Annotated in this window: 11 protein-coding genes and 2 pseudogenes; 3 read left to right on the top strand and 10 right to left on the bottom strand. The window is 61.8% G+C overall.

The annotated features are described in order from the left end of the window. Nucleotides 1-446: 446 nt before the first annotated feature. The 5 genes from BW967_RS18160 to BW967_RS18145 form a co-directional block, all read right to left on the bottom strand. Nucleotides 447-782, bottom strand: coding sequence for a copper-binding protein (locus BW967_RS18160; RefSeq protein WP_076486518.1), 336 nt, complete (start codon nucleotides 780-782; stop codon nucleotides 447-449). Nucleotides 783-808: 26 nt separating this feature from the next. Continuing rightward, a complete protein-coding gene (locus BW967_RS18155) occupies nucleotides 809-3,991 on the bottom strand; it encodes an efflux RND transporter permease subunit (RefSeq protein ID WP_076486516.1) in 3,183 nt (1,060 codons plus the stop codon). Then, complete coding sequence (locus tag BW967_RS18150; RefSeq protein ID WP_076486520.1) at nucleotides 3,988-6,168, bottom strand: efflux RND transporter periplasmic adaptor subunit; 2,181 nt, start codon at nucleotides 6,166-6,168, stop codon at nucleotides 3,988-3,990. Before BW967_RS18150 ends, BW967_RS18155 begins: the two co-directional genes overlap by 4 nt. A 115-nt stretch (nucleotides 6,169-6,283) precedes the next feature. Further along, nucleotides 6,284-6,715, bottom strand: coding sequence for a hypothetical protein (locus tag BW967_RS18630; RefSeq protein WP_139327872.1), 432 nt, complete (start codon nucleotides 6,713-6,715; stop codon nucleotides 6,284-6,286). Nucleotides 6,716-6,836: 121 nt separating this feature from the next. After that, nucleotides 6,837-7,268, bottom strand: coding sequence for a c-type cytochrome (locus tag BW967_RS18145; protein WP_076486514.1), 432 nt, complete (start codon nucleotides 7,266-7,268; stop codon nucleotides 6,837-6,839). Nucleotides 7,269-7,421: 153 nt separating this feature from the next. Here BW967_RS18145 and BW967_RS18140 point away from each other — a divergent pair, with 153 nt between their 5' ends. Continuing rightward, complete coding sequence (locus BW967_RS18140) at nucleotides 7,422-8,264, top strand: multicopper oxidase family protein (RefSeq protein WP_076486509.1); 843 nt, start codon at nucleotides 7,422-7,424, stop codon at nucleotides 8,262-8,264. A 99-nt stretch (nucleotides 8,265-8,363) separates the two neighbouring features. Next, nucleotides 8,364-8,579 carry a cupredoxin domain-containing protein gene (locus BW967_RS19000; RefSeq protein WP_076486508.1) on the top strand — a complete coding sequence of 72 codons (216 nt, stop codon included), beginning with the start codon at nucleotides 8,364-8,366 and terminating at the stop codon, nucleotides 8,577-8,579. A 29-nt stretch (nucleotides 8,580-8,608) separates the two neighbouring features. Here BW967_RS19000 and BW967_RS18130 read toward each other — a convergent pair whose 3' ends face one another. The 5 genes and pseudogenes from BW967_RS18130 to BW967_RS18820 all read right to left on the bottom strand — a co-directional run. Continuing rightward, on the bottom strand, nucleotides 8,609-10,048 hold the full coding sequence (locus tag BW967_RS18130; protein WP_076486506.1) for an IS1182 family transposase: 1,440 nt from the start codon (nucleotides 10,046-10,048) through the stop codon (nucleotides 8,609-8,611). A gap of 123 nt (nucleotides 10,049-10,171) precedes the next feature. After that, nucleotides 10,172-10,522, bottom strand: a complete 351-nt coding sequence (locus BW967_RS18125; RefSeq protein ID WP_076486504.1) for a type II toxin-antitoxin system RelE/ParE family toxin — start codon at nucleotides 10,520-10,522, stop codon at nucleotides 10,172-10,174. Nucleotides 10,523-10,528: 6 nt separating this feature from the next. Continuing rightward, a complete protein-coding gene (locus tag BW967_RS18120; protein ID WP_076486502.1) occupies nucleotides 10,529-10,786 on the bottom strand; it encodes a type II toxin-antitoxin system ParD family antitoxin in 258 nt (85 codons plus the stop codon). Nucleotides 10,787-10,863: 77 nt separating this feature from the next. After that, nucleotides 10,864-11,601: pseudogene (locus BW967_RS18115) on the bottom strand (type IV secretory system conjugative DNA transfer family protein); the annotation flags it as partial. After that, nucleotides 11,593-11,790 (bottom strand): annotated as a pseudogene (locus BW967_RS18820) (transposase); the annotation flags it as partial. The pseudogenes BW967_RS18115 and BW967_RS18820, both read right to left, overlap by 9 nt. Before the next feature lie 98 nt (nucleotides 11,791-11,888). On the opposite strand from BW967_RS18820, the gene BW967_RS18110 reads away from it, so the two are divergent. Beyond that, the gene (locus BW967_RS18110; protein WP_076486499.1) at nucleotides 11,889-12,164 is read left to right on the top strand and encodes a hypothetical protein; all 276 of its coding nucleotides are present in this window, start codon (nucleotides 11,889-11,891) and stop codon (nucleotides 12,162-12,164) included. Nucleotides 12,165-12,359: the final 195 nt, after the last annotated feature.

The following is a 12,359-nucleotide window of genomic DNA, read 5'->3' as shown; positions in this document are numbered from 1 at the left end:
CCCATCATCCCGAAATCCTCCCATCCCCTCATATTTGAGTGAATCGAAAGACTTGCCGCAGCGCAACACGGACTTTTTCAACGGCATCGGCGGATTCCGGCCATTCGTTGCGTATGAAAAGGCAACCGCGCGCCCAAGCGCGAGCGGACGTTTAGTCGGACATAGTCTGCGGAACCCTGGCTAACGAATGGGTGGGCGGGTCCAAGGAAGTCGCTACGATGACAATCGGTTTTCTTGAATAAAACCAAAGTCGTTATCAGGGTGGGCCGAGATCGTTGTTTATTATGAGCCGCAGCAGGGTCGCGCAAAGCCTACTCGACTTTTACTCCGACGCAGCATTTCGTGGGTGAGGTCTTTAACCGTCGTTTTGCTGAACATATTCTCAAAAACTAGGAAACAGAGCCGCACCCGCGCACCAAGAAGGAGGCGGGTGCGTCATGGGTATCTTACTCGGATGCAGAAACCCCGCCGATGGCATAGATGCCGTCAGCGCCTTGGCCCAGCATGATGATGATCTTGTCACCGGGGGCGATGCCTTCGGGAACTTTCACGCCTTCCATCATCGGCATATTCATTGTCATCGCAGGCCAGCCGATTTCGGCAATCGGGCCATGGCTGACGTTGATCGTGTCCTCACCGATGGCATTCAGCGTGGCCTCGGCATGAACCATTTCGGCGGCCATCGGCATCGCGGAATGATCCATTTTCGAGTGGTCCATCTGCGCCATGGCCGCAGGGGCGAAGGCGACAGTCAGAACGGTGGCGAGCAGGGTTTTACGCATGATGATCTCCATAAGATGCGTGTGGATCAGTGACCCAAGGCGGAGGCCGCCTTCGGGGGAACGGGATTTTGGGCCAGGGTGTGATTGGTCCGCGCCAATGTGATCCGTTTCCAGATCACAAAGAGTGCGGGGATGACGAACAACGTCAGAAAGGTCGCGGTTGCCATGCCGCCAATCATCGGGGCAGCGATGCGGCTCATGATCTCGGACCCGGTGGCGGTGCCGTACATGATCGGGATCAGACCGGCGAAGATCGTGGCGACCGTCATCACCTTAGGCCGCACGCGCAAAAGCGCGCCCTCGAACACCGCCTCTTCGATATCGCTCTGGGTGAGTTTGATGCGCTGTTCCCCAGCCCGCGCGACGCGCTTCTCCCATGACAGGTTCAGATACAGCAGCATCACAATCGCGGTTTCGACCGCAACACCCGCCAAAGCGATAAAGCCCACCAGCACAGCGACCGATAGATCAAAGCCCAGATACCAGATCAGCCAGACCCCGCCCGACAACGCCACCGGCAAAGCGGCAAGAATGATCGCCACCTCGGTCATCCGGCGGAAGGCCATGAACAGCATCAGCGTGATGGTCAAAAGGGTCGCGGGCGCCACAAGCGTCAGACGATCCCGCACCCGTTCGATATATTCATATTGACCGGACCACGCGATGGAATAGCCCGGCGGCAGGGTCAGCTCGCGCTCGACCGTGGCGCGGGCCTCGGAGACGAAACTGCCCAGATCGCGCCCGGCGATGTCGATGAACACAAAGCCAGTGCGGCGCGCATTTTCCGAGCGGATCATGCCCGGACCGTCGACGATCGATATTGCCGCAACCGATCCCAGCGGCACATGCGCGCCCGATGGCGTAACCATCGGCAGATCGCGCAGGGCCTCGGGACTATTCCGCCAATCCTGCGGGTAACGCAGGTTGATCGGATACCGCTCTAGGCCCTCGACGCTTTCGGAAACCTGCATGCCGCCGATGGCCGTCTGCACGACCTCTTGGACCTGCGCGACCGAGAGTCCATAGCGGGCGGCGGCCTCGCGATCCACATCGATCTGGATAAAGCGCCCGCCGACCGGGCGTTCCGCGTAGGCCGAGGCCGTGCCCTGAACCCCCGCGACGATCCGCTCGATCTCGATCCCGATGCCTTCGATCACCGACAGATCCGCGCCGGTGATTTTTACGCCCACAGGGGTTTTGATGCCGGTGGCCAGCATATCGATGCGGTTCTTGATCGGCTGGATCCAGACGTTGGTGACGCCGGGCACCTGCACGATCCGGTCCAATTCATCGCGGATCTTCTCCATCGTCATGCCCGGACGCCAGTCATCCTCGGGCTTCAGCTGAATGGTTGTTTCGATCATCGTCAGCGGTGCGGGGTCGGTGGCGGTTTCCGCGCGACCCAGTTTGCCATGCACGGTTTTCACCTCCGGCACGGTACGGATCAGACGGTCGGTTTGTTGCAAAACCTCGCGCGCTTTGCCGATAGAGACGCCGGGGTAAAGCGAGGGCATATAGAGGAAGTCCCCCTCTTTCAGTTCCGGCATGAACTCGGTCCCGATGCGCTGCATTGGCCACCACATCGAGGCGATGACCACAATCGCCAGACCCGATGTTGCCCAAGGCCAGGCCACCGCCGCATCCAGAAACGGGCGATAGGCCCAGATGCACAGCCGGTTCAGCGGGTTGCGATCCTCGGCGATGATGCGCCCGCGCACGAACCACCCCATCAGCACCGGAACCAGCGTGATCGACAGAATGCAGGCTGCCGCCATCGCATAGGTTTTGGTGAAGGCCAGCGGCTTGAACATCCGGCCCTCTTGGCTTTCCAGCACAAAGACGGGCAGGAAACTGACCGCAATGATCGCGAGCGAATAAAACAGCGCAGGCCCGACCTCGGCGCAGGTCTCGGCCACGATCCGCCAGCGGTTCTCGGGCGTGAGTTTCTCATGCTCCAGCCGTCTGTGCATCGCCTCGATCATCACAATGGCCGCATCGACCATCGCACCGATGGCGATGGCGATGCCGCCCAGCGACATGATATTGGCGTTCACCCCTTGCAGGCGCATGATCAGAAGTGCGGCCGCGATGCCCAAGGGCAGCGACAGCACGATCACCAACGACGAGCGCATATGCAAAAGGAACGCCCCGCAGACCAGAACGACGACGATGAATTCTTCGGTCAGCTTATGTTTCAGGTTGTCGATGGCCCGTTCAATGACGCCTGACCGATCATAGGTCGTGACGATCTCGACGCCCTCGGGCAGCGAAGGGCGCAATTCCTCCAGCCGCGCCTCGACCGCGCGGATCGTGGCCAGCGCGTTACCGCCCCAGCGCATGATCACAACGCCCCCCGTGGCATCGCCCAGCCCGTCAAACTCGCCCACGCCGCGACGCATTTCGGGGCCCATGCGCAGGTCCGCCACATCGCCCAAGGTCAAGGCAGCACCTCGGTCATTGACCATCAGCGGCGCGCGCGCCAGATCCTCCAATCCCGAGACATAGCCCGTGGCGCGGACCATATATTCGGCCTCGCCCATTTCAACCACAGAGCCGCCGGTTTCGCGATTGGCCGCCTGAATGGCGCTGCGCACCTGCGCCAGCGTTAGCCCATAGGCGCGCAATTTATCAGGGTCTATGACCACTTGATATTGCCGCACCATGCCGCCGATTGTGGCCACCTCGGATACGCCATCAATCGTCTGCAATTCATATTTCAGCCACCAATCCTGCAAGGACCGCAATTGCGAAATATCATGCGCCCCGGTCCGGTCGATCAGCGCATATTGATAGATCCAGCCCACGCCCGTGGCATCGGGGCCAAGTTCGGGCGAGACCCCTTCGGGCAGGCGCGAGGTGATCTGCCCCAGATATTCCAACACCCGCGAGCGCGCCCAATAAAGATCGGTGCCTTCCTCGAAGACGACATAGACATAGCTATCGCCAAAGAAGGAAAACCCGCGCACATCCACTGCCCCCGGCACGGCAAGCATGGCGGTGGCCAAAGGATAGGTGATCTGGTCCTCGATCACCTGTGGCGCTTGCCCGGCATAGGGCGTGCGCACAATCACCTGCACCTCAGAGAGGTCGGGGATCGCGTCCACAGGCGTGGTTCGTAGCGCCCAGATGCCCGCAGCGCCCAGCACCAGCGCGAAAAGGACGACGATAAAGCGGTTCGCGATAGAGAGGCGAATAACCGAGCCGATCATTGGCCAACCTCCGGGGCTGCGATCTGCACCAATTCAAGCGACATATCGGCGCGTTGGGCGAACTGCAGGGTCAGGGTCTGACCAATCGGCAGGGTCGCGGGATCAAGGCCCTCGGCCAGCGGGAACTCCATCGTCATGCCGGGCATCCCGATGGCCCGCATCGGGCCGTGGGTGATCCGCGCCATACGGGTATCAGCGGTGACGGCCTCAATCGTGCCGGATGCCTCGATCAGCGGCGCGGGGGGCGTGACGCTGGCCAAGCGCAGGCTCATGTCATCGGCCTGCTCGAACATGATGGGCATTTCGGTATCAAGGGGGATTGACGCCGGATCAAGCCCCTCGGCCAGCGCGAAATCCATCGTCATCGCGGGCATTCCAATGGCCTTCAAAGGCCCGTGCGAGATGGTCGCCATGCCAGAGGCCGCATCAATCGCGGTAATGGTGCCTGTGGCCTCAATCAACCGCGGCGGGGCTGCGGTCGTTGGGGCATCGGTCGGCGCGCTTTCGGGGCGCACCGCGACGATGGCGAACATCCCATCACTGTCGCGCGCCAGATCAAAGGCCACGGGTTCGTTCAGCGGCACGCTGGCCGGATCAACGCCGATCAGCGCCATATCCATGCGCATCGCACCCCAGCCCAGTTCGGGGATCGGATCATGCGACATGCTCAGACGTCCATCGGCGGTCACCCCGGTGGCCACGCCATGTCCCGTCGCGGCGATGCCGTCATCGCCCATCAAGTCCCCAATCCACAATTGCCCATCCGCACCGCGATGCAATGTCGCCTCGACACCATCTCCGATGCTGACGCTTTGCAAATCCACCTCGCGGGCAACGGTGAAGCCTGTTTCCATCGCGGGCCAATCCAGATCGGCCACCGGCTCGTGCGCGATCACGATGCGCCGTGCAGCAGGGTCGACGGATACGACCTTGCCGCGTGCCAGTACAGGGGCGGTTTCGGTTGGGGCCATGCGCATCATGCCCGCATTCAGCACGCTTTCGCTATCGATCAGGAATTGCGCCGAGGCCACAACCTCTTCGCCCGCCTGAAGACCCTGAATAACCTCGGTGCGTCCGCCCGCGCCAAAGCCATCGCGCAGGCCGGTGGTCACCAACCGGGGCCGGAACGTGCCATCACCGGTTTTCAGGATCACCCGTTCGGCGCGTCCGGTGCGGATCAAGGCTTCCGAGGGCACCGTCACCGCCATTCGCCGATCCGCCCCTTCCAGCGTGACCGAGCTGAACATGCCGGGGCGCAATTGCCCGTTTGCATTGTCAAACACCAGCCGGACCGGCAGCGTCCGCGTGCCCTTATCCAGTTCGGGATAGATGTAATCGATCTGCCCCGCAAAGGTGGTGCCCGGCAGATGGTCGAACCGCGCATTGGCCCGCATGCCAAGCGACAAACGGCCCAAATCGCGCTCGAACACCTCGGCTATCACCCAGATTTTTGCCGGGTCGGTCAGCGTCAGCGCACGCACGTCGGGCTTAAGATACATGCCCTCGGCAGCCTCGAGCGCCACGACAACGCCGTCTTGCGGGGCGTAAATGGCGATATTGCGTTCGGCCTGACGCGTCGTGGCGATCCGTTCGATCTGCTGATCCTCCAACCCGATCGAGCGCAGACGGTTCTTCGCAATCTCGACGATGCGCGAATTGGGTTCGGCCTGAATGGCGCGCACCAATTCGGCGGTCGCGGCCCCGACCTCCGGGGAGAACAACTCGAACAACAGATCGCCCTTGGCCACGCGATCCCCAATGGCGCGCACCTCTAGCCGCTCGATCCAGCCCTCCACGCGTGTGTGGATATGGGCGGTGCGGTGCTCGTTCCACTCGGCAAAGCCCACGGTGCGGATCTGCGGTGCGATCTCGTCGGATGTGGCCAAAGCCGTGCGCACCCCGATGGCGTTGATCTCGGCGGCATCAAGCTGCACCACCGAGGGATCGCCCGCCGGTTCGCTGCCCTCATAGACCGGGATCAGATCCATCCCCATGGGGGATTTTCCCGGTGCGTCGCGGCGGAAATTCGGATCCATCGGCGCGACCCAATAGAGGATCTCCGGCCCGTCCGATCCTGCGGTTGGCGCGGCTGTCAGATATAGCCGCTCCAGCGTGACCCCGGCGCCAAGCCCCGTGCCCAAAGCCAAAAGGGCCAGGGCCAAATAACGTCCTTGCATAATTGCCTCATATGCCTGTCGGTGGGCCGCCACGCGGCCAAACCGGCCCGTGCCGTTCATGGCGCGGACCATTGTCCCGTTCAGCGCATTCGCCCCGATCAGGCGATCTGCGCGCTCAGGCCGTCAGACGTGGAGGACGCTCAAGCATCACAGGCGCAAGTGAAGGGGCTGTTTTCGCCGCATCAGGGGCGAACGGCGCAGGGATAACCCGCCGCGTTTCGCGCAAAACTGCGAAGTCAAAACACGAGCCCGCGCAGCACACGGTGCCACTACAACCTGAAAACTGGTGATCACTATGGTCGGCAGTTAGACTGGGCATGGCAGGAGCGGATGTTTCATGCCCTAGCATTTGGTGGTGGGCCATTTGCCCATCGGACATCGCAGCCGCATGATGCGTCGTGACCGCGTCCGACGGCGTGGCGGCAAACGCGCGTAAGGGCAACGATTGCACTGCAATGGCAAGAACCAGCCCCAACGCCATCAGGCGCAGGCCCAATCTTCCTTGCCCCAGAACGGACAGGAAAAGCTGAGTGACCCGTCTTTTCATTCCCCCACTCATGCCGAGGCCGCGCAAAAACGCAAGTCCCGTGTTGCCGCAGGCGGGCTTTGTGTTATGACAATCATGCGAGCGATGTGGGAAGGAGCCGATTAATCCCGAAAAGGCCCGATTAATCCCGAAAAGGATCGTGACAGGCCTTACAGGTCACCCCGATCTGCTGCACTGCGCTGCGCAAATCCGTCAGATTTTCCGGCGCACCGACCTCGGTGACGGCTACGGAAAGATCAGCACTCAGATTTTCAAACCGATCAAACTCTTGCCAAATCGCGGGGAGGGCCTCGGATTTTGGATCGGTCTCGGGGGCCTGAAACAACGCCGGGATTCGGGCAGCATCCGCGCTGATTTGCTCAAGGCTGCGGACGATTTGGGCGGCATCAAAGGGGCGCTCTTCTTTGGCCATCGCCGCAAGCCCCTTCATTTGGTCCGAAATCGCTTTCATATTCTCCATTCGGGCCAGAACCGCGGGATTTTTCACCCCGCCATGCGCGAAGGCCATCGTCGCCACACCAAGCGCGATCAAAGCGAAAATCACTGTTTTCATCGGGTCCTCCTGCTGGCCTTATCCTCAGTCGTGCAGGACGAAGGTTTACGAAACAAGACTTGCATCCCCTGAATAGGCTGCGTCATTCATAGACATTGGTCTTAGTCGTCGGGCTTGATCGGCGCCTGAAAGGTCGTCTTGGAGGTTTGTCAGATGCTCACCCGCCGCACCTTTTGCACTGCCGTTTCCGCGGCGACCGTGCTGCCTGCGGGCTTTGCCCAAGCCAAGAACCCCGCGCTATTGACCGCGCAAAAGGGTCCGGTGCAACTGGCCCCATCTGGCTATCCGCAGACCGAGGTCTGGAGCTATGATGGCAGTCTTCCGGGGCCTGAACTGCGCCTGCCGCAAGGCGCGCGCCTGACCAAGCGCTTGGTCAATGCACTGGATCAGCCGACTTCGATCCATTGGCACGGCATCTGCATCGACAACGCGATGGATGGGGTTGCCGGGTTGACCCAAGATGCCGTCCCGCCGGGTGAGACCTTCGATTATAATTTCGCGCTGCCGGATGCCGGAACCTACTGGTATCACGCGCATACCAACTCGATGGAGCAAGTGGCACGCGGGCTTGCGGGCGCGCTGATTGTGGACGAGCCGACCCCGCCGGATGTCGATCAGGACGTGGTTCTGATGCTGGATGATTGGCTGATCGATCCCCAGACAGGCCAGTTTTTCGCAGATTTCCAAAACCCGATGATGCTTAGCCACGCGGGGCGAATGGGCAATCTTCTGGGCGTCAATGGCCGTTACGATTACACGCTGACCGCGCACCGTCACGAACGGCTACGGTTGCGGCTGATCAATGCAGCAAACGCACGGATTTTTACATTGCACGCTGAAGGTCTGTCGGGCTGGGTCGTCGCACTGGACGGGATGCCACTGGTTACCCCGCAGCCGATCACCGACGCGCTGATCCTTGCCCCGGCGCAGCGGATGGATCTGATCGTCGATGTCACCGCCGAGGACGGGGCTGCGGCAGGCCTGTTCATCCCGTAAGAGGATCGCACTTGGGGTGCCTTGGGTCGGATTGAAGTGATCGGACACTCTGCGCAGAACCGCCGCGAAGTACCAAACGCATTGCCACCCAATCCCCGCATGGGCGTCGTCGATCTTGATCAGGCAATCCGGCTAGAAATGCCGCTTCAGGGCGGTGCGATGCGCGGCATGATCGGTGCGCAGTATCAAGGCCGCGAGATGGATTTCGACGAGTTGGTGCGCGAAGGGCAATATTGGGCCTTGGCGTGTGGGTTCGCCCCGAAGGCATCATTTGATCTGATTGTCGGCGGAAGCGCCTGCCGGGCTTTCTTTTGAGGCCCGCGAAACGGCTTTCTCTCGGGATTTCACCCCGGGATCGCCTCCATCAATCCCCGGATGCCGACCAGGGCGATCATCCGCTTTATGTTGTAAGCCAGCACGTTCAGCGCCATCTCGGTGCGCACGTTGTTCAGGCGGCGGGTCAGGAAATGGGTGTAGCCCATCCAGCCCTTGATCGTGCCGAACGGGTGTTCGACCGTGCAGCGGCGCAGTGTCATCGGATCCGGATCGCGGCTCAACCGTTCCCGCATGGCGTCGATCAGAGGCTCGTGCTCCCAGCGGGTGATCCGGCGCTCCGTGCCGGTGGTGCAGCGACCTTTCATGTGGCAGGTCTGACAGCCGTTGATCCAGTAGCGGCGAACCTGCAGCCCCCCTTCCTCGCGGGTGGTGCGATAGATGAGTTCGTTGCCGGCCGGGCAAGTGTAAATGTCGCGAGCCGGGTCATAGAGGAAATCGGCCTTCACGAACCACCCCTTGGCCGCATTGCCCGAGGTTGCGGGGCGCGGCACCGTCGTGGTGATGCCCGCGGTGTGGCACGACAGGATTTCGGCGCCGCTGAAATACCCCTTGTCCGCGAGGACGTTCAGATCTTCTCGGCCCAGGGCAGTTTTGGCGGCGATCGCCATCGGGCTGAGCTGATCTCGGTCGAAACCCTGATTGGTGACCTCATGCGCGACGATCAGATGGGTCTCGGTGTCGACCGCGCTTTGCACGTTGTAGCCGACCATGCCGCTGTGCCGGGCGCTGGTCGCCATCGCCCGGGCATCGGGATCGGTCAGGGAAATCTGGCCATCAGGAGCGTCGGCGAGCGCCTTTTCCATCGCCTGCAATCGTGCGATCTCCTGCCGGATACGGCCGTAGCGACGGGCAAGATGGGCCACCTTCTCCGCGCGGACCTCCCCGGCTTCCTGCCGGTCGATCCGCACCATGACGTCGATGTAGCGGGCGACATCGGCCTCGAGATGGGCAAGGCGGCTGGCGATCTTGTTCTTGGTGAAGTTCTTGTCGCGATTGTTCACCGCCTTGAATTTGCTGCCATCGATGGCGACGGCAGCCCCCTTGAGAACTCCGATCCGGCGGCACAGCTCGACAAACCGGGCGCAGGTCTTGCGGATCGCGACGCCGTTCTGGCGGCGGAATTCAGCGATCGTCTTGTGATCGGGGACCAGGCGACCGGTCAGCCACATCACCTCGACATTGCGCGCGGCTTCTCGTTCCAAGCGGCGGCAGGAGGGGATCCGGTTCAGGTATCCATAGATGAAAAGCTTGAGGAGAACCGCAGGATGATATCCGGGCCGCCCTGTCCGGGCAGACGACGCGCGCACGAAACCAAGGCTGGACAGGTCGAGTTCCTCGACGAAAAGATCGACGACGCGGACCAGGTCTTCCTCGCCGATCCAGTCCTCAAGGCGGTCGGGAAAAAGCACCGTCTGACCACGCTGCACGCCCTCGATGAAACCTGCCATGCCGATCCTCCCGCTCTCACGGAATGGTAGCACAGTGCAGGGTTTTGACACAGCCTCGGCCGACCTCGTCGATCAAGTCGTCGTCTTCGAAATGCGTCCGGTGCGCAATCAGTTCGACCGGCTTCAGTGGTCCCGCAGGCCGCGGAGCGCGGGTAGATTCGCGAGCCGTCGCGGCAGATCGGTACGGTTGTGCAAGATATCGATGATGATCACCTGCGCTGCATCCTCGATGAACACCACGAAATGCTGACCCACTCGCGCGAAACGCAGATCCTCGGGCAGGTCGGCATCGACAAGCCGGCGACAATCCTGAGAAGGAACTGTTCCTGCGGCTATGTCGCGGCAGGTGGCGATCAGGTCATCTTCATAGGCGGCGGCCTGCCTGGGCCCGAAGGTCTCGAGGGTCCAATGGGCGATTTCGATCAGTGATGTTTCCGCCGCGCGCGTCAGCCGCCAAGGTTTAGGCGTCGGCATATCGGATCAGAGGCTCGCGCGCGCAGCGGTAAAGGCGCGGCGGATCGCCTCTTCACCACTGCCCTCGGCGAGATCGCCGCGCCGGGCCTGATCGAGCCCGCCCGCCAAGCGGTTGCGCAGCTCGCCCAGCTCCGCCTCCTCGCGCTCGAGCAGACGCAGCCCAGCTCGCAGGGCCTCAGAAGCGTTCTGAAAGCGACCCGAGGCGATGAGCCGGTCCACGAGGTCGGATTGCGCGTCCGTCAGAACGACGTTTCGGGTGGCCATAGGTGTCTCCATTCGAGGCGATGGCAATATATGCCATCGCGGCCTTGATGTCGACACCTGCATGCAACTTCTGCGCATCACGCATACTCCGCGACGATCGCCCGCGTCGTCTGAACTGCGGCCGCAAGCTCTGCCTTGTCTGACTCTTTTAGCCCCAATCCTGCGAGATCGAACGACAGCTGGCCAGAGCCACCCCCGCCCGCCGCTGCGCGCGCTGCGCGGCCTCGCGCTCGGCCAGAGAGCTTGGGAAGAGGCTCCTGAGTTTCGCCGCTTGGCCCCTCTGCTGCCTTGGAAACGGCAAGTGCCCCCTGCGCCCCCGTGGCCGCACGAACCTCCAGCAGCTCTTGCTTGAGCTTCTCCACGGTCTCCCGCGTCTCGGACATCTGCCGATCCCGTCGCAAGCTTTCTTCATCGGGGTAAGGGAAACTTCCCGCCTGAGCCGCATGAAGTGCTTTCAGCGCCGGGTCCTCGAAATACTTGATCCGCCGCGCTCGGATCGGCATTTGCGCGTCGATCACGAGGATCACCTCGTCCAGATCCATGCGTCGCGCCTGATCTTCGGTCAGAAGCGGCGTATCCTCGGTCCGCTCGGAAACGCTGCGCCCCTCGAACGGATTGCGCCCGACCGCGCGGGAGCGGGTCACCACGCGCTTCGTGGTCTTGCCGACGGCCTGGCTCAACTCCTCGATGGTCTTTTGTTCGGACGGGGTAAGGTAGAGCTTCACGCCTGCACCGCCCTGAAGCGATCGACGGGTGTTTTCACCATAGATTTCGTCCAGCGCCGGGATGGTCTGGGTGACGATGGCGAGGTTCGCGTTCTCGGCCTCGAGCTGCTTGAGCCGATTAGCGTCCGAAAGGTCCATGCCGCCATACTTGGCCTTCAGCTTGTAGAACGTCGCAGGGCTCAAACCGTGCTTCCGGCAAAGCTCCGAGGTCGGCAAACCCGCCTCCTGCTCTTTGATCATCCCGATAATCTGCGCCTCGGTGAAACGGCTCTTTCGCATTCGTCTGCTCCTTCAGGTTGGGCAGACTCTACATCAGATTGAGGGAACCTCCGGGGGGCAGGTCACCGTCAAAACGGAAGCTTCTAGAACGTCTGGATATGTCTGAGACGACCTTGCAAAAGCATATTCGCGACTTGGAAGCACAGGGTTTTCTGAGGCGCGAGCAGCAAACGACAGCGGCAGGGGACTTCGGATCCAACATCTATCATCTCGATGGGCTGGTTCGGAAACTGAAGAAGCTCGCCCCGGATTTTGACGATGAGCGGGCTGAACGTGAGGCCGCGCGTCAGAAAACAGAGCGCCCGAATGCACGGGCAAATGCGCGGGCAGCGGCCGCCAAGCAGCGTGCGACAACTGCAAAGACCGAGGACTGAGATTGATGTCGATGACCCCGATCCTGCATCCTTCGGGTGCCCACGCATTCGGGCGGCTGCTTGAGATGCGCGCGCCAGGCATTATCCTGCCGGCCGGCGAGACGCGGTGCTGCGGGCGCTGAAGGATCATCCGATCTCTCAGCGCCGGGCCTGCGTCCTGATCGGTGTCGATCCGAAGACGGTGCGGCGAAAGAG

Origin of the sequence: Rhodobacter aestuarii (genome assembly GCF_900156655.1) — a bacterium.
In the GTDB taxonomy this organism is placed as follows: Bacteria; Pseudomonadota; Alphaproteobacteria; order Rhodobacterales; family Rhodobacteraceae; genus Rhodobacter; species Rhodobacter aestuarii.
The sequence above is the reverse complement of the archived record's forward strand: the minus strand, read 5'-3'. Positions and strand labels throughout refer to the sequence as shown.

Bases quoted from the DNA above. Each gene is read 5' to 3' on its own strand.
- BW967_RS18160 (WP_076486518.1), bottom strand. From the start codon at position 782: ATGCGTAAAACCCTGCTCGCCACCGTTCTGACTGTCGCCTTCGCCCCT.
- BW967_RS18155 (WP_076486516.1), bottom strand. From the start codon at position 3,991: ATGATCGGCTCGGTTATTCGCCTCTCTATCGCGAACCGCTTTATCGTC.
- BW967_RS18150 (WP_076486520.1), bottom strand. From the start codon at position 6,168: ATGCAAGGACGTTATTTGGCCCTGGCCCTTTTGGCTTTGGGCACGGGG.
- BW967_RS18630 (WP_139327872.1), bottom strand. From the start codon at position 6,715: ATGAAAAGACGGGTCACTCAGCTTTTCCTGTCCGTTCTGGGGCAAGGA.
- BW967_RS18145 (WP_076486514.1), bottom strand. From the start codon at position 7,268: ATGAAAACAGTGATTTTCGCTTTGATCGCGCTTGGTGTGGCGACGATG.
- BW967_RS18140 (WP_076486509.1), top strand. From the start codon at position 7,422: ATGCTCACCCGCCGCACCTTTTGCACTGCCGTTTCCGCGGCGACCGTG.
- BW967_RS19000 (WP_076486508.1), top strand. From the start codon at position 8,364: ATGGGCGTCGTCGATCTTGATCAGGCAATCCGGCTAGAAATGCCGCTT.
- BW967_RS18130 (WP_076486506.1), bottom strand. From the start codon at position 10,048: ATGGCAGGTTTCATCGAGGGCGTGCAGCGTGGTCAGACGGTGCTTTTT.
- BW967_RS18125 (WP_076486504.1), bottom strand. From the start codon at position 10,522: ATGCCGACGCCTAAACCTTGGCGGCTGACGCGCGCGGCGGAAACATCA.
- BW967_RS18120 (WP_076486502.1), bottom strand. From the start codon at position 10,786: ATGGCCACCCGAAACGTCGTTCTGACGGACGCGCAATCCGACCTCGTG.
- BW967_RS18110 (WP_076486499.1), top strand. From the start codon at position 11,889: ATGTCTGAGACGACCTTGCAAAAGCATATTCGCGACTTGGAAGCACAG.